19 protein-coding genes are annotated in these 21,501 nt (G+C 60.6%); 11 read left to right on the forward strand and 8 right to left on the reverse strand.

The annotated features are described in order from the left end of the window. The 5 genes from CSE6_RS12960 to CSE6_RS12980 all read right to left on the reverse strand — a co-directional run. The coding region (locus CSE6_RS12960) for an aldehyde dehydrogenase family protein (RefSeq protein ID WP_152668578.1) at positions 1 to 248 on the reverse strand (248 nt) is incomplete at its 3' end. Between the two features lie 114 nt (positions 249 to 362). Beyond that, positions 363 to 1,292: a dihydrodipicolinate synthase family protein gene (locus CSE6_RS12965; protein ID WP_034396349.1), complete on the reverse strand. Its 930-nt coding sequence runs from the start codon at positions 1,290 to 1,292 to the stop codon at positions 363 to 365. Between the two features lie 11 nt (positions 1,293 to 1,303). Beyond that, on the reverse strand, positions 1,304 to 2,476 hold the full coding sequence (locus tag CSE6_RS12970) for an L-rhamnonate dehydratase (RefSeq protein ID WP_034396352.1): 1,173 nt from the start codon (positions 2,474 to 2,476) through the stop codon (positions 1,304 to 1,306). A gap of 60 nt (positions 2,477 to 2,536) precedes the next feature. Then, positions 2,537 to 3,586, reverse strand: coding sequence for a 4-hydroxythreonine-4-phosphate dehydrogenase PdxA (locus tag CSE6_RS12975; RefSeq protein ID WP_034396355.1), 1,050 nt, complete (start codon positions 3,584 to 3,586; stop codon positions 2,537 to 2,539). Between the two features lie 2 nt (positions 3,587 to 3,588). Beyond that, entirely contained in the window at positions 3,589 to 4,566 is a 978-nt protein-coding gene (locus CSE6_RS12980; protein WP_034396358.1) for a tripartite tricarboxylate transporter substrate binding protein, read from the reverse strand. 115 nt (positions 4,567 to 4,681) lie between these two features. Here CSE6_RS12980 and CSE6_RS12985 point away from each other — a divergent pair, with 115 nt between their 5' ends. Next, positions 4,682 to 5,626 (forward strand): LysR family transcriptional regulator, encoded by a 945-nt coding sequence (locus CSE6_RS12985; RefSeq protein WP_034396361.1) that lies wholly within the window; start codon positions 4,682 to 4,684, stop codon positions 5,624 to 5,626. A gap of 159 nt (positions 5,627 to 5,785) precedes the next feature. Here the strand turns inward: CSE6_RS12985 and CSE6_RS12990 are convergent, their stop codons facing one another. Continuing rightward, the gene (locus CSE6_RS12990) at positions 5,786 to 6,730 is read right to left on the reverse strand and encodes a LysR family transcriptional regulator (RefSeq protein WP_080746069.1); all 945 of its coding nucleotides are present in this window, start codon (positions 6,728 to 6,730) and stop codon (positions 5,786 to 5,788) included. Positions 6,731 to 6,857: 127 nt separating this feature from the next. Between CSE6_RS12990 and CSE6_RS12995 the strand changes: the two genes are divergently transcribed. The 3 genes from CSE6_RS12995 to CSE6_RS13005 all read left to right on the forward strand — a co-directional run bounded on the left by CSE6_RS12995 (position 6,858) and on the right by CSE6_RS13005 (position 10,784). Then, a complete protein-coding gene (locus CSE6_RS12995; protein ID WP_034396363.1) occupies positions 6,858 to 8,432 on the forward strand; it encodes an MFS transporter in 1,575 nt (524 codons plus the stop codon). Positions 8,433 to 9,050: 618 nt separating this feature from the next. Then, on the forward strand, positions 9,051 to 9,956 hold the full coding sequence (locus CSE6_RS13000; protein WP_238585692.1) for a 3-hydroxyacyl-CoA dehydrogenase family protein: 906 nt from the start codon (positions 9,051 to 9,053) through the stop codon (positions 9,954 to 9,956). A 12-nt stretch (positions 9,957 to 9,968) separates the two neighbouring features. After that, on the forward strand, positions 9,969 to 10,784 hold the full coding sequence (locus CSE6_RS13005; protein ID WP_080746972.1) for a 3-keto-5-aminohexanoate cleavage protein: 816 nt from the start codon (positions 9,969 to 9,971) through the stop codon (positions 10,782 to 10,784). A gap of 8 nt (positions 10,785 to 10,792) precedes the next feature. Here CSE6_RS13005 and CSE6_RS13010 read toward each other — a convergent pair whose 3' ends face one another. Beyond that, complete coding sequence (locus CSE6_RS13010; RefSeq protein ID WP_238585693.1) at positions 10,793 to 11,425, reverse strand: GntR family transcriptional regulator; 633 nt, start codon at positions 11,423 to 11,425, stop codon at positions 10,793 to 10,795. 60 nt (positions 11,426 to 11,485) lie between these two features. Continuing rightward, a complete protein-coding gene (locus CSE6_RS13015; RefSeq protein WP_034378095.1) occupies positions 11,486 to 13,243 on the reverse strand; it encodes an IlvD/Edd family dehydratase in 1,758 nt (585 codons plus the stop codon). A 110-nt stretch (positions 13,244 to 13,353) separates the two neighbouring features. Between CSE6_RS13015 and CSE6_RS13020 the strand changes: the two genes are divergently transcribed. The 7 genes from CSE6_RS13020 to CSE6_RS13050 all read left to right on the forward strand — a co-directional run bounded on the left by CSE6_RS13020 (position 13,354) and on the right by CSE6_RS13050 (position 21,476). After that, the gene (locus CSE6_RS13020; RefSeq protein WP_034353791.1) at positions 13,354 to 14,367 is read left to right on the forward strand and encodes a tripartite tricarboxylate transporter substrate binding protein; all 1,014 of its coding nucleotides are present in this window, start codon (positions 13,354 to 13,356) and stop codon (positions 14,365 to 14,367) included. A gap of 53 nt (positions 14,368 to 14,420) precedes the next feature. After that, positions 14,421 to 15,338 (forward strand): LysR family transcriptional regulator, encoded by a 918-nt coding sequence (locus tag CSE6_RS13025; protein WP_238585694.1) that lies wholly within the window; start codon positions 14,421 to 14,423, stop codon positions 15,336 to 15,338. A 176-nt stretch (positions 15,339 to 15,514) separates the two neighbouring features. After that, positions 15,515 to 16,459, forward strand: a complete 945-nt coding sequence (rpoH, locus tag CSE6_RS13030) for an RNA polymerase sigma factor RpoH (RefSeq protein ID WP_059440710.1) — start codon at positions 15,515 to 15,517, stop codon at positions 16,457 to 16,459. A gap of 141 nt (positions 16,460 to 16,600) precedes the next feature. After that, complete coding sequence (locus CSE6_RS13035; RefSeq protein ID WP_034353799.1) at positions 16,601 to 17,599, forward strand: tripartite tricarboxylate transporter substrate binding protein; 999 nt, start codon at positions 16,601 to 16,603, stop codon at positions 17,597 to 17,599. Positions 17,600 to 17,847: 248 nt separating this feature from the next. Further along, entirely contained in the window at positions 17,848 to 18,591 is a 744-nt protein-coding gene (locus CSE6_RS13040) for a sterol desaturase family protein (RefSeq protein ID WP_034396381.1), read from the forward strand. Beyond that, the gene (locus tag CSE6_RS13045) at positions 18,592 to 19,524 is read left to right on the forward strand and encodes a fatty acid desaturase (RefSeq protein WP_034396384.1); all 933 of its coding nucleotides are present in this window, start codon (positions 18,592 to 18,594) and stop codon (positions 19,522 to 19,524) included. A gap of 17 nt (positions 19,525 to 19,541) precedes the next feature. Then, the gene (locus tag CSE6_RS13050) at positions 19,542 to 21,476 is read left to right on the forward strand and encodes a StlD/DarB family beta-ketosynthase (protein ID WP_034396387.1); all 1,935 of its coding nucleotides are present in this window, start codon (positions 19,542 to 19,544) and stop codon (positions 21,474 to 21,476) included. Positions 21,477 to 21,501: the final 25 nt, after the last annotated feature.

Raw genomic sequence — 21,501 nt, forward strand, 5'->3', positions numbered from 1 at the left:
CCCAGCTCGGCCTTGCGCGCCAGGATCTCCGTGCCTATCTTGTCCAGGGCGTCGGAGCGCGCCTGTATGCCCGAGGTGGACCAGGCAGGAAACGCGGCAGCGGCAGCAGCCACGGCGGCCTGCACATCGGATGCACCACCCTGGGCATACGCGCCGATCAGATCGGACAGATCGCTGGGATTGGTGTTGGGGGAATAACTGTCAGCAGCCGTCCACTGGCCGTTGATCAGGTTGAGATGTGGGGTCATGGATATGCTCTTGATAGAGAAGCTTGTTGCGCCTGTTATTCATAGATCTCAGCATGAAAAGCATCTGAGTTCCTGAATCAAAAAGCGTAACCAGCTCCTGTATTCATAGTCGACTCAACGGGCCCAGCGCAGCACCAGCGGATCCAGCCGGCGTGCGATGTCGATGAGCTGGCGGCGCACCTCGGGGTGCATGGGCGGCCAGGGCGAGCGCGGCGCATCGCAGGCGATCACGCCGCCTTCCTTCATCAGCGCCTTGGCGGCCAGAAAACCGGCCTGGCGGTTCTCGTGGTTGATCAGCGGCAGCCAGCGCTGGTACTCGGCAAAGGCCTTGTCCTTGTCGCCAGCGCGGTGCGCCTCGATGATGGGGCGGATGCCATCGGCGAAGCCGCCGCCGGTCATGGCGCCTGTCGCGCCGGCCTCCAGGTCGGCCAGCAGGGTGATGGCTTCCTCGCCGTCCCAGGGGCCTTCGATGGCTTCGCCGCCCAGCGCGATCAGCTCGCGCAGCTTGCCCGCCGCACCCGCAGTTTCCATCTTGAAGTAGCTGACCTGCTCGATCTCCCTGGCCATGCGGGCCAGAAAGGCGGGCGACAGTGGCGTGCCCGCGGCCGGCGCATCCTGAACCATGATGGGGATGTCGATGGCGTCGGACACGCCCTGGTAGAAGACCTGCACCTGGGCTTCGCCAAAGCGGAAGGTGGCGCCGTGGTAAGGCGGCATGACCATGACCATGGCGGCGCCCATGTCCTGTGCGCGGCGGCTGCGCTCGGCGCAGATTCTGGTACTGGTGTGCGTGGTGGTCACGATCACGGGCACACGGCCGCCCACATGCTCCAGTGCCGTGCGCGTGAGGGTTTCGCGCTCCTCGTCCGAGACCAGGAACTGCTCGGAGAAGTTGGCCAGGATGCACAGGCCGTCGACGCCCGAGTCGGTCATGAAGTCCAGGCAGCGCTTCTGGCTGGCGAGGTCCAGCCTGCCGTCCTCGTGGAAGGTGGTGGGCACGACGGGGAAAATGCCCCGGTAACGGGGATTGGAGAGTCCGGGCATGCTGCGGCTCCTTACTCGATGATGTGGAACTGGTCGAGGTACTCGGTCTTGAGCGTGAGGCCCAGGCCTGGCACGTCGTCGCGCAGCTGCAAAAAGCCGTTGTCGGCCACCGGTTCGCCGTCGAAGATGTACCAGAACAGCTCGTTGCCGACTTCCACGTCGAAGATGGGGAAGTACTCGGCCATGGGCGAGGCCAGCGTACTCATGGTGAGGTGATAGTTGTGCATCTGGCCCGCATGCGGGATCACAGGCACGGAATAGGCCTCGCACAAGGCATTGATCTTGTGCGCCGCCGTGATGCCGCCCACACGGTTGGTGTCGTACTGCACGACGGAGACGGCCTTCCTGTCCAGCAGTTGCTTGAAGCCGTAGAGCGAAAACTCGTGCTCGCCGCCCGAGATGGGGATGATGTTCATGGCGTTGAGCTCGGCGTAGCCGTCGATGTCGTCGGCGATCACGGGCTCTTCCAGCCAGCGCGGCTCGAACCTGGCCAGCTTGGGCAGCATGCGCTTGGCGTACTCCAGGTTCCAGCCCATATAGCACTCCAGCATCAGGTCGGTGTCGTAGCCGATGACCTCGCGGATGGCCTCGACGGACTTGAGGTTCTCGCGCACACCGTCCTGCAGATGGGCGGGCCCGTAGCCGAAGCGCATCTTGAAGGCCTTGAAGCCCTGATCCAGGAATTTCTGTGCTTCGTCCTGCATGTCTTTCAGGTCGGTGCGGTAGAGCTTGCTGTAGTAGCAGGGAATCTTTTCCTTGGTGCGCCCGCCCAGCAGCTTGAACACGGGCTTGTTAACGCTCTTGCCCAGGATGTCCCAGATGGCCAGGTCCACGGCAGAGATGGCGGCCATGGTCACGCCCTTGCGGCCCCAGGCATGGGTGGCACGGTACATGCGCTGCCACAGGTATTCGTAGTCCCAGGGGTCCTGGCCGATGACCAGGGGCGCCAGGTACTCGTCGATGATGGCCTTGGCGACCTTGGGCGCCAGGGCCACGTTGCCCAGACCGATGATGCCGTCATCGGTTTCGATCTCGACCACGGTCCACGAATGAAAGCGGAAGGTGCTCATGGACTCGGTGTTGGAGTACACCAGATCCATGGCGTTGGAGCAGAAGTTGCCCTGGGGCGGAACGGTCTTGCCCTTCCATTCATAGACACGGGCGCGGACGGACTTGATCTTCATACAGACCTCGAAAGAAAAGAGTGAGTAGGACAGGCGGCCCAGGCCGCCCGGGAAACGGGCTCAGACGGCTGGGGCAGCCTGGCGATCACGGTGGGCGGCCCCCATGCGTGCGGCAATCTGCAGCGCCTGCAAGGTGGCCTCCACATTGGCCTTGCCCTGGCCTGCGATGTCGTAGGCCGTGCCGTGGGCCGGCGTGGTGATGGGAATCGGCAGACCACCCTGCACCGTCACCCCACGTGAGAAGCCCAGCAGCTTGATCGCTATCTGGCCCTGGTCGTGGTACATGGTCACGATGGCCTGGTACTCGCCGGCCTGGGCCTTGAGGAAGATGGTGTCGGCCGGAAACGGGCCGTGGAACGGCGCATCGCTGGGCCAGTCGCGCGCCTGCAGCGCCTGCACGGCGGGCGCGATGATGTCGATTTCCTCGCGGCCGCAGGTGCCGCCGTCGCCGTTATGCGGATTGAAGCCGGCAATCGCCACCTTGGGAGCAGCCAGGCCGCTGGCGCGCAAGGCCTTGTAGATCAGCTCGGCCGCCTGGGTTATGCGCTCCACGCTCAGGTAGCTGGCCACATCCTTGAGCGGCACGTGCGAGGAAATGCGCGAGGTCCAGAGATCACCCAGCGTGTTGAACTCGCAGAAGTAGCCGGTCACGCCCAGGTACTCGGCAAAGTGGTGCAGCTCGTCCTCGTGGCGCAGACCGCCCAGCTTCATGGCCTGCTTGTTCAAGGGCGCAAAGCAGATGGCGTCGATATCGCCGGCCAGGGCCGCATCCATGCATTGGTCAAGCACCTGAAGCACCGAGCGGCCGCCTGCCGCCCCCACCTGCCCCGGCACCACATCGGCCTGAGCGACCGTGTCCACGGCCACAAAGGCCGGCAGCCGCGTATCGGCACGCTCGCGCGCATCGGACAGGCCGGCCAGCGGAACGGTTGCAACCTGCAGGCCGGCGATGCGCTGGCCCTGCTCCCAGAGCCAGGGATCGCCGATCAGCACCAGGTTCGCCTGCTCGGTGGCTTGCGGCCTGGCCAGCAAACGCGCAACAAGCTCGGCGCCGATGCCGGAGGGATCGCCCAGAGTCAGGGCGACAACGGGAAGAGAAGCCTTGCTCATGCTCAGTCCAGCTTGATGTTGTTCTTGCGAATGATGTCGCCGAAGCGCTTGTACTCGGCGAGGTGAAAATTGCCGAAGTCGGCCTGGGGCATGGGCCGCAGCTCGGCACCCACGGCTTCGAGACGGGTCTTGGTCTCGGGCATGGCGATGACCTTGTTGACCTCGTCATGCACTTTCTGCTGAACCGCCTTGGGCGTGGAAGCGGGCATGTAGATGCCGTACCAGGCGCTGATTTCCACGTCGCGCAGACCCGCTTCGGCCATGGTCGGCACCTGGGGCAACTGGGGGTTGCGCTGGGGCGAAGTGACCGCCAGGGCACGAAGCTTGCCGGCCTTGATCTGGCCTATGACCGAGGGCATGGTGTCGAAGCTCATCTGCACCTGGCCGCTGACCAGATCGACCAGGGCCGCGGCGCTGCCCTTGTAGGGTACATGGGTGATCTGAATGCCTGCGGCATCCTTGAACACCTCGGCAGCGATATGCTGGGTGCTGCCCGTTCCACTGCTGGCGAAATTGATCTGATTGGGATTCTTCCTGGCCATGGCCACCAGCTCCGCCACCGTGTTGGCGGCAACGGAGTTGCCCACCACCAGCACATTGGGCACGGAGCCGACAAAGGCCACGGGAACCAGATCCCGGTTGTTGTCGTACCCCAGCTTGAGCAGATGCGGTGCGATGGCATGGGCTGTGACCACGCCCATGACCATGGTGTGGCCGTCCGTGGCCTTGGCCGTCATGTCCACGGCCAGTGTGTTGGAGACGCCGGGCCGGTTCTCCACGATCACCGGCTGCTTGAGCAGCGGCCCCAGCCTGTCGGCCACGGCGCGGGCCATGGCATCGGTGCCGCCTCCGGGCGCAGACCCCACCAGCATGCGCACGGGCTTGACGGGCCAGTTCGCAGAGTCCTGGGCCTGGACCTGCCAGGGCAGCGCGGCGGCGCCGCACACAGCGGCTATGGAAAGTAGATGACGTCTTTGCACATTTGTCTCCTTGGCTTTTTTATTTCATCGCAGCCCGATGCTAGGGAAGGCGCTGATATGCGTAAATTGAAAGTTATTGATTAATCGATAACCTGAAGCAATAAGAAGCCATGCCATGGGATCGATAGACAAGCGCGACAACACGCCACAGTTGCTGAACCGGCTGCGCATGCGCCAGGTGGCCTTGATACTGGCCATCGACGAGCGCCAGACCTTGCGCGCGGCAGCGGCCGAGCTCGGCCTGACCCAGCCTGCCGCCACCAAGATGCTGCAGGAGCTCGAAGACGCCCTGGGTCAGCCCCTGTTCGAGCGCGTGGGCCGCCGGCTGCAGCGCAATGCGGCCGGAGAGCGGGTGCTGGAATATTTCCGTTCGCTGCGCGGCAATATCGAGGCCCTGAATCGCGAACTGGGCGAGCTGCGCCAGGGAAGCTCGGGACGGCTGGCCGTGGGCAGCATCATGGCCGCGTCACCCGGGCGGCTCACCCAGGCCTTGCTGGAGCTGAAAAAGCAGCTGCCCCTGCTGGAGCTGGAAGTGGCCGTGGACACCAGCGATCGCTTGCTGGCGCAGCTGCGTGAGGGAGTGCTGGAGGTGGTCGTCGGGCGCATGACGAATGAAGCGGGCCGCGATTGCCGCTTTTGCCCGATCGACGACGAGCAGCTGGCCTTCATCGTGTGCGAGGGACATCCGCTGCTGTCGCTGCAGCGGCCCGGTCTGCAGGCTTTGCAGGGACATGGCTGGGTCATGCAGCCGCCTGGCAGCCCCATGCGCAGCTTGATCGAACAAGAGTTCCGCGAGCACAGTCTGCCGCTGCCGCGCGGTCTGATCGAAACCGGCTCCATACTCACCACCATCAATCTGGTGCGAAACTCGAACATGGTGGGCGTGATTCCACGCACGGTGGCGGACCTTCATGCCACCCACGGCATGCTGCATATCCTGCCGTATCGGACCAAGCACAGTCTGGAGGCCTACGGCAGCCTGGTGCGCAAGGACAGGCCCATCAGCCGCTCGGCACAGATGTTCCTGGATCTGCTGCACCATCAACGTACGGTTGCCTGAACAGCGTCTGGCATTCGCTCGAAGTCGATCTTTGCGCACTAGTCAGGTCAGCCCAAATTTAGCCCGGAGTGCTAAAAACCGTCCACCTCCACTTTTCCAAATGCCTTGAGCCTTGAGCCTCAAGCGCAGGCATTGCACGGTGGCGGAAACGCACAAACCTTACCGGGAATGGACCGCATCCTCAGGATTCAGCAAAGCCGGAATCTCGGCCACCAGCGCGTCGATGGCCACCCGCAACTTGCAACGTAATTGCCGTGCCTGTGGCCAGAGTGCATGGATCTCATAGGAGCGTGCCCGATAGTCGGGCAGGATATGTACCAGCTCTCCACGCTTGGCATAGCTGCTCAGCAGCCAGCAAGGGACCCAGGCAATGCCATAGCCCGCCACAGCAGCAGCGGCAATGGCCTGTATATCGTCCATGCTGATCTGGGAGTGCACCTGCAGGCGGTAGTCCGAGCTGCCGCCTCGCCCAGCAACTGGCGAAACATTCCACGGGGCGACGACACCCGAGTGCGAGTAACTGATGACCGCATGACCATCGAGCTCCTCCAGTTTGCCGGGCGTGCCGTGGCGTGCCAGATAGGCCGGGGAAGCTCCGATGCTGATGTGCTGCGTGCCCAGCAGGCGCGCAGACAAGGTGCCGCTGTCTTGCAGCGGGCCTATGCGTATGGCCAGGTCAAATCCCTCCTCGATCAGATCGACTGTACGGTCGCCAAACGACAGATCGATGCTCAGCTGCGGATACAGACGCGTCAGATTCAGCAGTATTGGCGCCACGCACAGCTGCCCAAAGCCTTCTGGCACGCTGACCCGTAGGCGCCCGATGGGCTCCATGCGGCCACTGTCCAGATCCGCCTCGGCTGCATCCAGCTCCTTGAGTGCACGGGTGCAGCGCTCGTAGTAGATCTGTCCTTCCGCAGTCAGGGTCTGGGTACGCGTATTGCGCTGCAGTAGCCTCGAGCCCAGACGTGCCTCCAGCCTGGCAACGGCCTTGCCCACGGCAGAGCGCGTCACGCCAAGCCGCTTGGCAGCAGCAGTGAAGCCGCCCGCTTCCACCACCTGCACAAAGGTGGAGACTCCTTCCAGAGGGTCTTGCACAGTCATGTCGATTGGATCCTTCAGCTCCCCAATGATGGGAAATCAACGCGTAAATTTAAGAATTTTATTCCCATAGACTCGCGTTGAACGTTCTGCGCCAGAACGCAGTTTCCCTTTTCTGGAGTGCGCAACCATGTCCTCGAATGATGTTGATCTCTTGAACACCAGCAGCCTGGAGCCGGCACCGACCCGGCGCAATCGCATTGCGCTGCTATCGGTCTGTCTGGCCTCACTGATGTTCAGCCTTGAAATCTCCAGCGTGCCTGTCATCTTGCCCACGCTGGAGTCCGTTCTGCACAGCGACTTCAAAGACATTCAATGGATCATGAATGCCTACACCATCGCCTGCGTCTCGGTACTCATGGCCACCGGGACACTGGCAGACCGGTTTGGCCGCAAGCGGGTCTTTCTGATCTCCATAGCCCTCTTTGCGTTTTCATCGCTGCTGTGCGGCCTGGCATGGAACACACCGATGCTGATTGCCAGCCGCGTGTTCCAGGGGGCCAGCGGCGGCGCCATGCTGATCTGCCTGGTAGCCGTCCTCTCGCATCAATTTCCGCAAGGCGCCGAGCGCAGCCGCGCCTTCAGCACCTGGGGAGTCATGCTCGGCATAGGCTTGGGCTTCGGCCCGCTGATTGGCGGCATGATCGTGGCCCTATCGGACTGGCGCTGGGTGTTCTGGGTACACGTGCTGATCGCCACGCTGACTTTCTTTCTGGCTGCCATCGCCGTGCAGGAATCGCATGACCCCAAGGCCGGCGCGCTGGATATTGCGGGCATCGTCACGCTGTCCCTCGCAGTATTCGGCCTGGCCTTCTTTGTGACGCAGGGCTCCGATACCGGTTTTGGAAGCATGTCTGCGCTGGCCGCCATGGCTGTGGGTCTGCTGAGTTTTGCAACCTTTGTGTGGGTGGAACTGCGTGCCCAGCATCCCATGTTCGACTTCTCCGTCTTTCGGGTGCGCAATTTCTCCGGTGCGTTGATGGGCTCCATGGGCATGAACTTCAGCTTCTGGGCGTTCATCATCTACTTGCCCATCTATTTTCAGAGTGCGCTAGGTCAGGATGTCACGGCCGCCGGCGTCTCGCTGCTAGCCTACACCCTTCCCACGCTGGTGTTCCCGGTGGTTGGAGAACGCATCGCCATGCGCTATGGCCCGCGTATCGCCATTCCGCTGGGGTTATTCGCCATCGGTCTTGGATTCATGCTGATGCTCGCTGGCAGCCAGCTCGCCAACAGCCACTGGCTTTACGTGCTGCCGGGCTGCCTGATTGCCGGCGCAGGGCTGGGCATCACCAACACCCCAGTGACCAATACCACCACGGCAGCGGTCTCCAGCGCACGCGCCGGCATGGCGTCCGGCATCGACATGAGTGCCCGCATGATTACGCTGTCGATCAATATCGCGCTGATGGGTTTCCTGCTGGTGCACGGCGTGCAGCAGCACCTGCAAACCGCATTGCGTGAACCCGTAGATGCTGCTGCGCTGCGCGAGATGGCCAACGGCATTGTCTCTGGCAACCTGCAAGCCCTGTACGCCCTGCAAGCAGGCGCTGACGCAGCCACTTCGCCGCAGGCACTGACAGACATTGCCCGCGAGGCGCTGGTACACAGCTTTGGCGGCGTAATGCTCTATGCCGCCATCGCCGTGTGGCTGCTGGCACTGGGCAGCTTTGTGATCTTTTCGGATCGCAGGCCAGCCCGGTGACTTTTATGGTGCTCCATGCCGATGGGCAAGAATCTGCTCGCTGATCTGCAACTTGGCAGCCTGCATTGCCATGGACATCGATTTCCTTGCTCTATAGCAAGCTGCAGGCCTCGACAAGCTCGCCGATATTGGCGGCCGTGCCACTGCTGTGTGCTCCAGGCCAGGATCAGCATCCATGCCGAAGTACCACTGCTTGCCTCTCCCGCTCTGGTGCATCTCTTCACCATGCACCTTGTTTCCATTCTTGGTGAATGTCAGTGCAGCACTCCAGGTAGCGTCCACGTTGGTGCCAGTGAGCGGCATGGCTGCCCAATGCGTTGCCGCGGCAAATTCATAGCACGCTCCAAGTCGATCAAAGACTGCGGTGCTTTTGCACCGCCTGCGATTTGCTGAATCGTGTCGACGGCTCCTCACGGATAGAAGAGTCACATCGCAATATATTTAAAAATCAGGATATTTATCCCAATAAATTTGTTTAACAAATTTATTGAAACCATCCAGACTTCCTCCAAGACTCATAGAACCTGGAGACATCCGTTGGAGCAAAAGATTTTCAGTGCGCCTGGGCACTTTTTCCGTCCCTCGCGTTCACATGCTGTGGTTATTGGCGGCGGAACGATGGGAGCCGATGTCGCGGTCGTCCTTTGCCGAGGTGCTTGCAAAACGACTGTTGTCGAGTCCAATCCCGACCGTGCTGCCAAAGTCCCTGGACTGGTCCATCACGGCTTGACCCAGCTGGATGCGAGGCAGCAGCTTGCCCACCTGTCCGTCGTCTCGTCATTGGACGACCTCGACTGGAGTTCTGTGGATCTTGTGATCGAATGCATCCCGGAGCGCCTGGACATCAAGCAAGCGCTTTTCAAGCAACTCGAGCAGCGAGCCCGCAAGAATGCATTGCTGGCCAGCAACAGCTCGAGCTTCCCCATCACCGCAATTGCACAAGGCCTGCAAACACAGGAACGCATGCTGGGGCTGCATTTCTTCATGCCTGCGCACCTGACGCCTCTTGTCGAAGTGGTGTGCGGCGAGGCATCCCGCATGGAATGTGCAGAGAACCTTCATGCTTTCATGCGCCAGTGCGGCATGGTGCCGGTGCTGGTCAAGAAGGACTTGCCAGGCTTTTTGGCAAACCGTCTTCAGCACGCGCTGGCTCGCGAGGCTTTTGCACTGATTGAAGCGGGCATTGCTTCAGCCGAAGACGTGGATTCAGCCGTGCGCTTTGGCTTCGGTTTTCGCTTTCTTGCAGCGGGCCCCGTGCTTCAACGCGACCATGCGGGTCTGGAAGTCCACTGCGCCGCCGGTGCGACGATGTATCCATCGCTGGCGGACAACAAGGAGCCAAGCCCATGTCTTTCGCAAAGAGTGGCTGAAGGCAAGTTCGGCATGAAGTCCGGTGAAGGATTTTTCAAGTGGACTCCTGAGAGCATCGCGCAAGAGAAACAGCGCTATCAGAAGACGCTGCTGGCAGGTCTCGAACTTCTCAAGAGCGAATTGCCTTCCGTGGGCGACGCTGCCGAACAATAAGAGGAACGCATGATGAATACACCTCTGATCATCACCGTTGCACCCAACGGAGCCTACAAGACCAGGGAGCAGCACCCTGAGGTTCCATTGACTGCGGCCGATCTGGCAAAGACCGCCAAGGAATGCCTGGACTCCGGGGCGTCCATGATTCATATGCATGTACGCAAGCCTGACGGCAAGCATTTCCTCGATGCCCACGCCTACACCGAAGCCACTGCTGCTGTGCGCAAAGCGGTCGGCCAGGAGCTGGTGGTTCAGGTCACCACTGAAGCGGCTCAGGTCTACCAGCCCCACGAGCAGATGCGGGTCGCACGGGAAACGGCGCCGGAAGCGATCTCTGTCGGCTTGCGCGAAATACTCAAACCTGAAGTTCCCGAAGCGGATATCCAATCCTTCTTCACATGGCTCAAGCAGAGCAATGTGATGACCCAGATCATCCTGTATGACGTGGCGGACGTGCAGGCCTGGCAGGGCCTGCTTGCAAGCGGCGTCATCCCGGCAAACAAATGGTTTCTGCTGTTTGTACTTGGCCGCTACTCTGCCGGTCAGACCTCTTCGCCCATCGATCTGCTGCCATTCCTGAATGCCCATGACGATGCCCATCCATGGGCGATGTGCGCCTTCGGCCCGCAGGAAAACGCATGCGCGATGGCTGCTGCAAGTCTTGGAGGCCATGCGCGCGTCGGCTTCGAGAACAACCTGTTCCTGAAGAGCGGCGAGCCGGCAGCAAGCAATGCAGCCTTGGTCGACCAGGTTTGCCAGGGGGCCGCAGCGCTGGGCCGCCCTCTGGCCACGGCTCACGATATTCGAGGCATGTTCCTGAACTGATCAGCACTTCAAGGCAGCAGCGCCTCTTGTGCCTTCAAGTAGTGATCTCTTGGAGGCACAAGATGGTCTGCCGTCAGGCGGATCAGACGCTCCCTCGCCCCCTCCCCTTCCGCAAGCACCGCCAGCAGCTCGTGATGCTCCTTTTGGGATTGCAGCTGACGCTCTCTGGACATCAGCGTTCCAAATCGAATTGCATGCGTTTGGCGCGCGAAGTCTTCGATGGATTGCGACAGAAAAACATTGCCGCATTGAGCAAACAAAAGCCGATGAAACTCCTGGTTGGTCCGAAAAATGCCGCGCGGGTCCTGTTGCAGGATAGCTGCGTCATGCCCGGTCTGAATGCGCCTGAGCTGCTCCAGAGCATCACGGTCCAGAGGCAGCGCAATTCTGCGCATAGCCTCCAGCTCGAGCAGCTCTCTCATTTCGTAGAGATGAATGACTTCATCTCTGCTGAAAGCCTTCACCATGGAGCCAATGTTGCGCCTGCGCTCAAGCAGGCCAGCGCTTTCGAGCTGAGCCAAAGCGTCTCGCACCACATGGCGTTTGGCTGCGAACCGTTCCATCAGATCATCTTCGACAAGACGCACTCTGGGAGCCAAGAGGCCCAGAACAATGTCTTCCTCCAATGTCGCGGCAATCACGGATGCACCGTCCTCGGATGGACGGCGCTCCTTGGCAAAAGCGCCCGTCGGCATATGAACTTAACTCCTTGGAATCGAACCCTTGCGCTGCGTCGCGGTCAAGAAATCAAAGTCTGCGCCACGATCAGCCTGCAAAACAGTTTTCTTGAACAGATGCGCGTAACCACGCTCTGCCACAGGAACTTGAACAGGCTTGGCATTCTGACGCATAGCCAGCTCTTCATCGCTGACCAGCCATTCAATACAGCGCTCGCGCACCGACAGGCGAATTCTGTCTCCGGTTTGCACCCAGGCCAAGGGGCCACCAATCGCTGCCTCTGGCGTCACATGCAGGACGATGGTGCCGAAAGCGGTGCCGCTCATACGGCCATCAGAAACGCGCACCATGTCTTTCACGCCTTGAGCGGCGAGTTTCTTGGGAATGGGCAGGTAACCCGCTTCCGGCATCGCCGCTGCTTTGGGGCCGATATTCTTGAGCACCAGCACATCCTCGGCCCGCACATCAAGCTCGGGCGAGTCGATACGCGCAGCCAGATCCTCCGCATTCTCGAAGACAACGGCACGGCCCTCATGCTCCATCAGCTCGGGGTTCGCTGCGGACTGCTTGATGATGGCGCCTGCCGGGGCAAGATTGCCGTGCAGCACGGCAATGCCTCCCTGCGGATACAAAGGGGCATCCAAAGTCTTGACCACATGCTGCTTGAAGCCTGGGCCAGCCGCCTCCAGCTCCTCGCCCAGGGTGCGCCCCGTCACGGTCAGAGCATCCAGATGCAGCAGGGGCTTGAGCTCTCGAAGCAGGGTATGCATGCCGCCGGCTGCATGGAAGTCCTCCATGTAGTGGTCGCCGGACGGCTTGAGGTCGAGCAACACGGGAGTATTGCGGCTCATGACGTCCAAAGCCTTGAGATCCAGCTCGTAGCCCAGGCGACCCGCGATCGCGGCCAGATGCACGATGGCATTGGTCGAGCCGCCCATGGCCAACAACACCCGCATGGCATTTTCGAAGGCAGCAGGCGTGAGAATCTTGTCAATGCTCAATCCTGCACGCGCCATGTGCACGGCCACCTCACCGGATCGCTCCGCAATTCGAATGCGGTCGGCAGTAACCGCTGGAGGAGTTGCACTGCCAGGAATGCCAATCCCCAGAGCCTCTGCAATGCAGGCCATCGTGCTGGCAGTGCCCGCCACCGAGCAGGTGCCCACGCTGGCGACGAGCTGATTGTTGACGTCGGAAATTTCCTCAGCATCAATTTCTTCGGCACGAAATTTTCCCCAGTAGCGCCGGCAATCGGTGCACGCACCCACTCTTTCGCTTCGATGCGATCCCGTGAGCATGGAGCCGGTGACCAGTTGCACTGCCGGCAGTCCGACCGAAGCAGCGCCCATCAGCTGAGCCGGCACTGTCTTGTCACACCCCCCGATCAGCACGACCGCATCCATGGGTTGCGCTCGCAGCATCTCCTCCGTATCCATGGACATGAGGTTGCGCAGGTACATGCTGGTCGGCTGGGAAAAGCTCTCGTGCAGCGAGATGGTCGGGAAGTCCATGGGCAGGCCGCCTGCCATCAGGATGCCGCGCTTCACCGCCTCAATCAATTGCGGCATGTTTCCGTGACAAGGGTTGTAAGAGCTGCCTGTGTTCGAGATACCAATCACAGGTCTGTCCAGCGCCTTGTCGGTATAGCCCGCCCCCTTGATGAAGGCCTTTCGCAAAAAGAGAGAGAAACCGCGATCACCGTAGTTGGTGAGTCCTTTGGAAATGCCGCTCGAAGCGGCTTCCGGATGAATCGTGGCTTGCTGGTCTGGCTTGTTCGTCATGGGAGGGTTAACCACTGTTGATGCACTGATTATTAATAATATTATTGATTAAAAGAAAAATCGAGCGCTCAAACAAGAAAGCGCATACCTGAAAACCCTAAGGAGACTTCATGAAACCCACAGAACTCGTTAATCCGGGCATGCGCCGCCGCAATCTCATTAACCTGGTTGCAACCGCCCTCGTCGCATCTGGTGCATCGGGAGCAGCCTGTGCGCAAACTGACTACCCCACCAAACCCGTGAGGCTGGTGGTTCCCTATGCGCCGGGCGGAGCGACAGATGTCATCGGCCGCGTTCTTGCCAAGCAGCTTTCAGACGCACTCGGGCAGCAGTTCGTCGTCGACAATCGCGCCGGAGCAGGCGGTAGCCTTGGTGCAGGTCAAGTCGCCAAATCACCTGCTGATGGCTACACCTTGCTGATGGGTGCATTCACAAGCCACACCATCAATGCAGCGCTAACGCCTGCTGCGACTCCTTTTGACATCCATAAGAGCTTCTCTCATATCTCCGTCGTAGGTACCGTTCCGCTGGTATTTGTGGTCAACCCCAATGTTCAGGCGAAGTCCGTCAAGGAGCTGGTAGCGCTTGCCAAGGCCAGCCCCGGCAGCGTCACGTTTGCATCCGCAGGCAATGGCTCGCCTCAGCATCTCTCGATCGAGATGTTCAAGCGTCAGACACAGGTTGAAGTCGTTCATGTGCCCTACAAAGGCAGCGGACCCGCTCTTTCCGATCTGCTCGGCGGTCAGGTCAACGCCATGATTGACACCGTTCCTGCCGCACAAAGCCAGATCAAGGCAGGCAAGCTCCGGGCCCTGGCCACAACGACCAAAGAACGCGTTGCCTCGATTCCGGACATCGCTACTGCCGTGGAAGCTGGATTTCCAGACATGCAGGTCAGCTCCATGTTTGCACTTTCGGCACCTGCAGGAACTCCAGGTGCAGTCATTCAGAAGATCAATTCAGCGCTGAAAGTGATTCTGTCCAAGCAGGATGTCAAGGACTCCATGCTCGCCCAGGGCACTATTGCTACCTACAGCACGCCGGACGAGTCGGCCAAGATCATCAACGCCGAGTACGCCAAGTGGGCCCGATTGATCAAAGACAGCGACATCAAGGCTGAATAAGCGAAGATAACGGAGCTCCAGGACGCTGCAGCTCCGCTACCTATACTGCTGTGGTGGAAGCCAATCTATCAACCAAAGACCTGAGAGCGGTAGTAGCCCTGAGCCAAACCAAGAGCTTTGGTCAAGCCGCCCTCCTGGTTCACCTCTCCCAATCTGCGCTGTCGGCCCTGATTGCGCGTGTGGAAGCCCAGATCGGAGCAAAACTGTTTGAGCGCACCACTCGCGCTGTCGAGCTGACCGATGCGGGGCATGTTTTTATTGCCCATGCCCAGGAGATCTTGCGAGATACGCAGCGAGCCCTACGGGCCGTGACGGACACCGTCCAGCTCAGAACGGGATCGGTGACTGTTGCAGCACTTCCTTCTTTGGCCGCCTCGCTGCTGCCAAAGGTCTTTGCCGAATTCACGCGGATTCATCCCGGGGTACGCTTGTCCTTGCTTGATACCTTATCGGGCCCTGCGTTTGATCTCGTTCGTGATGGCAAGGTCGACTTTGCACTCACTGCAGCAGATCCCAAGCAAGAAGACCTCGCCTATGAGCAATTGATGGAGGACCAGTTCTTTCTCATCTGTCCCGATGACCATCCTCTATCCAAGCAGGCAGGTCCCGTCCCGATCGAGAACACCCTGGACTATCCGCATGTCTCCATGCCCAGTTCTGCCAGCGTCCGCCAGTACATTGATGCGGATCTGCACTCAAAAGGGCTCTATTTCGCTCCCGTCTTTGAAGTTGACCATATTGCAACCATAGGAGCTCTGGTCAGTGCGGGCCTGGGCATCAGCGCACTACCTGAAACAGCCGTATCGCTGTTGCAAGCTGGCCGCCTTGTGCAGATTCCTTTGTCGTCCCCCGGAATTCAACGTCCTTTGGGCATGGTGATGCGCCGCCACGCACCTCGAAGCTCGGCGGCCAAGGCATTGGAGGCGTTAATCAGAGCGAGCCTGCACAACCTGGCCTCTCATTCAAGCTAGTGCACTACTGCAGATGCCGGGAAAGAGAGAGGTCGAAGGGAATGTAAAAAATTCTCCACGAATCGACACGAGCCGCCTGAACCGTCAAAAACCAACAAAAGCTGTGGGAACTTTGTCTTTAGCACTCTCTCTAACGGAGTGCTAATATGAAGATCATGGAAGAAAGGAAACCTGCAATGAAAACTGCCTCCGGCTCCATTGCTACTGCCTTGGCGCCCGCGAACCCCTGGGCGCTGGTACCTCCGCTGGGCAACCTGGATGCCTATATCTCGGCGGTCAATCGTATGCCAATGCTCACCCTTGAGGAAGAGCAGGACTACGCTCGCAAGCTCAAAGAACACAATGATCTGGACGCCGCCGGGCGTCTGGTGATGTCCCACCTGCGTCTGGTCGTCTCCATCTCGCGCCAGTACCTGGGCTATGGTCTGCCTCACGGCGACCTGATTCAGGAAGGCAATGTGGGCCTGATGAAGGCTGTCAAACGCTTCGACCCCGATCAGGGCGTGCGTCTGGTCAGCTACGCCATGCACTGGATCAAGGCGGAAATCCACGAGTACATTCTGAAGAACTGGCGCATGGTCAAGGTCGCCACGACCAAGGCCCAACGCAAGCTGTTCTTCAATCTGCGCTCGATGAAGCATGACCTGAAGTCCGATGCCGCCATGGCGGACGAAGAGCTGGCCCTGCGCGAGACGCTGACCTCGAACGAAATTGACGCGGTTGCTGCAAAGCTCAACGTCAAGCGTGAGGAAGTCATCGAGATGGAAACCCGTCTGGCCGGTGGCGATGTGCTGCTGGATCCCTCTCCCAGCGACGACGGAGAGCAGGCCTTTGGCCCCATCGCCTACCTGGCTGATGCCAGCCACGAGCCTACCGCCATGCTTGAATCGCGTCAGCGCGATCATCTGGCGACCGATGGTCTGGTCCTGGCCCTGGAGGGCCTGGATGACCGCAGCCGCCGCATCGTTGAAGAGCGCTGGCTCAAGGTCAATGACGACGGCTCTGGCGGCATGACGCTGCATGAGCTGGCTGCCGAATACGGTGTGAGCGCCGAGCGCATTCGCCAAATTGAGGTAGCCGCCATGAAAAAGATGAAAAAAGCGCTGGCCGAGTTTGCGTAAACGCCAACTTGCGCAGCAAGGCTTAAAAAGGCTGAAATGCTGAACCTCAAACCCGGATAATTTCCGGGTTTTTTATTTGTCGAAAGACATGCTGCACTCATGGGCAGCCATCAACCATCAAGAATTCACAAGAGACCTGCCATGCCTATTCGCACTTCGCGCCTCCTGAAGAACCTGTCCCGCCGCAGCCTGGTTGCAGCAGGAGTCGCCATGGTGGCGACAGCAATGGCTCCGGCCACCATGGCAGCCGACAACTGGCCCGACAAGCCCCTGCATCTGATCGTGGGCTTCCCCGCAGGCTCCTCGCCCGATCTGACGGCCCGCGCATTGGCCGAGCCATTGGAGAAGAAGCTGGGTCAGACCATCATCGTGGAGAACCGCGTGGGGGCCGGCGGCAATATCGCCGGCGAATATGTCGCCAAGGCTGATGGCTACACCTTCAGCGTGATGATCAACGGCAATATGACCATTGCCAAGATGCTCAACCCTGCCGTGCGCTATGACCCCATCAAGGACCTGCAGCCCGTGAGCCTGATCGGCGTGGCTCCGCTGGTGCTGGTAGCCCCCGCGTCGGCCCCACAAGGCAAAGCCTTCATGGAAGCGGCCGCCAAGGCTGGCGACAAATGGAGCTATGGCTCGCCCGGTGTCGGTACCGTGGGCCATCTGGGCATGGAACTGCTCAAGAGCCGCTCGGCCATCAAGGCCGTGCACGTGCCCTATACCGGCTACCCCCAAGTGTTCAACGGCATTCAGGGCGGCGATTTGAAGCTGTCCATGCTCCCTCCGGCACTGGCAATGGCACAGATTCAGGCCGGCAAGCTGCACGGCATTGGCGTGACCTCTGCGGCACGCAGCCCGCTGGCTCCCGGCCTTCCCAGCCTCAAAGAGCTCGGCGTCAACAACTTTGATCTGGAAATCTGGAACGCCGTGGCTGCTCCCAGATCCATGCCCAAGGCCCATGTGGACAAGCTGGCAGCCGCCGTCAGCGAGATCGTGCGTACGCCCGAGATGCGCCAGAAGCTGTCCATGCAAGGCTGGCAAGCCGTGGGCAGCTCGCCCGAGGGCCTGAGCAACCGCATCCAGCAGGATGTGAAGGCGCTGGGCACCATCATTCGCGAGCAGGGAATCACGGCGCAGTAAACACGCCCCCTGAGCCGCTTTGCGGCTTCCCCCGAGGAGGACGACAGCCTCGCTGCGCGGCGGCGCTTGCTCGCTGTCACGCAAATGAAGTGCGCCTGTTTCCCTCCATCCCACACGCTGAAGCGACTCCGGGTATCAACGAGAGCTACTGCGGCGTCCTTTATCATGCGCCCGACAGGCATGGGTTTACGCTATGCCGTCGGGCGCATTGTTGTATCTAGGGCAGCGCCACCGCTTTTGGAGCCTTCATGGACGCTGGTACCTGGTTCACGCAGCTCAATGCCTGGCAAGTCATGGCATTGGGCCTGGTTTTTTTCGGGGGTATTTATCTGCTGGGCGGCCTGCTCATGGCAGCACTGACAGCGGCCCTCGCGCGCGCGGGTATAGGCAAGCCGCTCGATACGCGCCCGCTCAAGCCCGATCAGCTAAAGCGTGAATGGCGCCAGTCCTTTCATTCCATACTGATCTTCGGCACAGGCATGATCGTTCCATGGGGCTTTCTGCAACTAGGCTGGGCCCAGCTCTCGCCCACCGCCAGCGCCGGGCGCATCGCTGTGGAGATCTTTGCGCTGCTGATCTGGAACGATGTGCACTTCTGGATCAACCACCGCCTGCTGCACACGCGCCGCCTGGTGCGCTATCACGGCGACCATCACCGCTCCGTGGTGACCACACCCTGGTCCACCTACAGCTTCCACCCCATCGAGGCACTGATGCTGGGCAACATCATCTTGCTGCCCATGCTGGTGCATGACTTTTATTTCTGGTCGCTGGCCTCGGTGCCGGTGTTGAGCCTGATCCTGAATCTGATCGGCCATTCCAACTACGATTTTTTCCCTTCAGTCCCCGACACCCATCCACTGGCCGCCAGCCGCCGTCACCATCTGCACCACGCGCGCCCGGCAGGCAACTATGGCTTTGCGCTGGCCTTCATGGACCAGCTCATGCGCACGCGGGTCGCAGACAACACCCCCAAAAGCTCCAGTCACTGAATGAGCAGGCACCCAGGCCAGCGCCGATATCCAGTCCTGCGCCACTGGCGGGACTGGCAATCCGTCTTCTACATGCTCCTGCTGCCGCTGCTCGTGTGGTGGCAATGGAGGCATGGCTTCAGCTTCATTCTCTACGGCATCGAGCTGTTTCTGACATTGGGAATAGGCGTGATTCACCACAACCACACCCATGTGCGCATGTGGTGGGGACGCTGGACCAACCGCTTCACCGATTACTGGCTGACCCTGCTTCAAGGCCACCCCACCTTTGTGTTCTGGCCCGCCCATGTGGCCAATCACCATCGATTTCGCCATGGACCGCGCGATCTGGCACGCACCTACCGGCCAGAATGGGGCGGCGATACCAATCATCTGTGGGGCTATCTGATTCACCCGGTGCAGGCGGCTTTTGTGCTGTATCCGCTGTTCTTTCGCTGGCTGAACAATCTGCACCGTCACTGGCCTGGCGCCTTTCGCTACTGCATGGGGCAATACGCGCTGTGGCTGGGAAGCTGGGGCTTCTTTCTCTGGCTGGACTGGCAAAAGGCGTTGATCTTCATCATCGTTCCCCAGTTGCACGGCCTGCACTGGCTGCTGGCTACCAACTACCTGCAACATGCCCACGCCGATGGAAGGCCGCTGAGCAGAGCACAGCGCAATACTCCAGGTATCGAGCTGAACTACGCGCGCAACTTTGAAGGCCTGGTCAACCCCCTGCTTTTTAATATTGGCCTGCACACCGCGCACCATGAATGCCCGCATGCCCACTGGTCCGAACTGAGCGGACTGCATGAGCGCATTTACCGTCAACGGGTCACACCTGCATTGAACGAAGGTGGCCTGCTGCCTTATATGGGACGCGTGTTTGTATTGGGTCTGGTCTGGCCCGCGGCAAGAACCCAGCCGCAGATGCCGCCCGACGCTGTGAAGTAAAAACCTGTTGAGGATCTATGCCTGTTGCCTATTCCAACGTCTATCTGCAATCTGCCGGCATGTTTCTGCCTGGTGCCCCTGTGGACAATGCTGGCATGGATGCGTTTGTCGCACCGCTGAACCGCATCTCCGAGCGCATCAAGCGCCGCATCCTGGCCGAGAACGGCATCCAGACCCGTCATTACGCCATTGATGGTGAAGGCCAGACGGTATTCAGCAACGCCCAGATGGCAGCCGGAGCCATCGAGGAGACTCTGGCCCTGGCTGGCAAAAAGCTCCGCGATATCGGCTTTCTGTCCAGCGGCTCCTCAGGGGGGGACGCGCTGATGCCCGGCTTTGCCAGCATGATTCAGGGCGAAATGGCCGCCCCGCCCATGGAAACGCTTTCTGTGCATGGGGTCTGCGCCGCCAGTGTGGGCGCCATGCAGGCCGCAGCCATGGCCGTGGAAAGCGGCGCCCATGCGCTGGCCCTGTCGGTGGCCAGCGAAATGCCCTCGCGCCTTTTCAAGCGTTCGCGCTTTGCAGCCCAGGGCTATGACACCGATTTCGACGCCCACTTTCTGCGCTGGATGCTGTCCGACGGCGCGGGCGCCGTGCTGCTGGGCGGCCCCAAGGCCCTGCCCCAGGCCAACGGACTGCGCCTCAAGCTCAAGTGGACGCACCAGCGCAGCTTTGCCGGCGACTACCCTGTGTGCATGCAGCTTGGCATGACGGCCGATCGCGGCAAAAGCCATCTGGACTTCCCTGCCTGGAGCGATGCCGAGGCCGCAGGCGCTCTGGCACTGCGCCAGGACATTCGCCTGCTGCCACATCTGTTCGATGTCTGCATTCACGAATATGCAGCCCTGGCCCACCAGGGCTGGGTGCCCGAGCGCGGCATAGACCACTTTCTCTGCCACTATTCGTCGGAGCGCTTCATTCCCGTGGTCGACGAGCTGCTGGGCAAGGCCCAGCTCAGCATTCCACGCGAGCGCTGGTGGAGCAATCTGGCCTGGCGCGGCAACACGGGTGCCGCCTCCATCTTCATCATGCTGTCGGAGTTTCTGCAAAAGCAGGGCCAGAGCCTGAAAGCAGGCGACACCGTACTCTGCTTCATCCCCGAGTCGGGCCGCTTCACCGCAGGCTACATGCTATGGGAAGTAGAGCTGGATGCGATTACCGAGCAAGCTCCAGAGGCCAGTTTCCCTTGGAAATCTGCACAGTCAGCGGCGCTGCCGGATGATGCTCTTCCCGATGTATCCACCATCGCTGCCCCCCATGACCCGGCCGCTGCGCCATCGCAGCTGGCGCCACTGCTGACCGAGCTCGCCAGCATCTGGCAGGACTACCGCAGCAATGTCTGGCGCACGCCCCTGCTCCAGCGCATGCGCACACGCCAGTTGCAGATCACCGACTATCTGCGCTGGATGAGCCACTGGATTCCCCAGGTGCGCGAAGGCAGTCTGTGGATGCGCGAAGGCGCGGCCTCGCTGACCGGTGACTACGCCACGCTGGCCTCGCTGATCGACCTGCATGCTGGTGAGGAGCAGAACGACTTCAAGATTCTGCACAGCGACTATCTGAAGGCCGGCGGCACCGAGACCGACATCAACCGCCTGCGCCGCAACCCCGGCGGCGAAGCGCTCAATGCCTATCTGCACAGCCTGGCTGCCACGCCCAACCCGATCGGCCTGCTGGGCGCCATCTACATCATCGAAGGCACGGGCCAGCGCATCGTTCCCAGCCTGCTGCCCCTGCTACGCCAGAGCCTGCCGCTGCCGCCCGATGCCTTCCGCTTTCTCGAATACCACGGTGCCAACGACGAGAACCACCTGGAGCGCTGGCTGCTGGCCGTGCAGATGGCGCTGGAGCTGGACAGCGAAGGCACGGCCCAGCAGGCCATACTGCAGACCGCACGCAACACGGCCGCCATGTACCTGATGCAGTTCCAACATGTGCTGACCGAGCGATAACCAGAAACAGCAAGAAGCACCGGGA

Origin of the sequence: Comamonas sp. E6 (assembly GCF_001010305.1) — a bacterium.
In the GTDB taxonomy this organism is placed as follows: domain Bacteria; phylum Pseudomonadota; class Gammaproteobacteria; order Burkholderiales; family Burkholderiaceae_C; genus Comamonas; species Comamonas thiooxydans.

Bases quoted from the DNA above. Each gene is read 5' to 3' on its own strand.
- CSE6_RS12965 (WP_034396349.1), bottom strand. From the start codon at position 1,292: ATGCCCGGACTCTCCAATCCCCGTTACCGGGGCATTTTCCCCGTCGTG.
- CSE6_RS12970 (WP_034396352.1), bottom strand. From the start codon at position 2,476: ATGAAGATCAAGTCCGTCCGCGCCCGTGTCTATGAATGGAAGGGCAAG.
- CSE6_RS12975 (WP_034396355.1), bottom strand. From the start codon at position 3,586: ATGAGCAAGGCTTCTCTTCCCGTTGTCGCCCTGACTCTGGGCGATCCC.
- CSE6_RS12985 (WP_034396361.1), top strand. From the start codon at position 4,682: ATGGGATCGATAGACAAGCGCGACAACACGCCACAGTTGCTGAACCGG.
- CSE6_RS12990 (WP_080746069.1), bottom strand. From the start codon at position 6,730: ATGACTGTGCAAGACCCTCTGGAAGGAGTCTCCACCTTTGTGCAGGTG.
- CSE6_RS12995 (WP_034396363.1), top strand. From the start codon at position 6,858: ATGTCCTCGAATGATGTTGATCTCTTGAACACCAGCAGCCTGGAGCCG.
- CSE6_RS13000 (WP_238585692.1), top strand. From the start codon at position 9,051: ATGGGAGCCGATGTCGCGGTCGTCCTTTGCCGAGGTGCTTGCAAAACG.
- CSE6_RS13005 (WP_080746972.1), top strand. From the start codon at position 9,969: ATGAATACACCTCTGATCATCACCGTTGCACCCAACGGAGCCTACAAG.
- CSE6_RS13015 (WP_034378095.1), bottom strand. From the start codon at position 13,243: ATGACGAACAAGCCAGACCAGCAAGCCACGATTCATCCGGAAGCCGCT.
- CSE6_RS13020 (WP_034353791.1), top strand. From the start codon at position 13,354: ATGAAACCCACAGAACTCGTTAATCCGGGCATGCGCCGCCGCAATCTC.
- rpoH (WP_059440710.1), top strand. From the start codon at position 15,515: ATGAAAACTGCCTCCGGCTCCATTGCTACTGCCTTGGCGCCCGCGAAC.
- CSE6_RS13035 (WP_034353799.1), top strand. From the start codon at position 16,601: ATGCCTATTCGCACTTCGCGCCTCCTGAAGAACCTGTCCCGCCGCAGC.
- CSE6_RS13040 (WP_034396381.1), top strand. From the start codon at position 17,848: ATGGACGCTGGTACCTGGTTCACGCAGCTCAATGCCTGGCAAGTCATG.
- CSE6_RS13045 (WP_034396384.1), top strand. From the start codon at position 18,592: ATGAGCAGGCACCCAGGCCAGCGCCGATATCCAGTCCTGCGCCACTGG.
- CSE6_RS13050 (WP_034396387.1), top strand. From the start codon at position 19,542: ATGCCTGTTGCCTATTCCAACGTCTATCTGCAATCTGCCGGCATGTTT.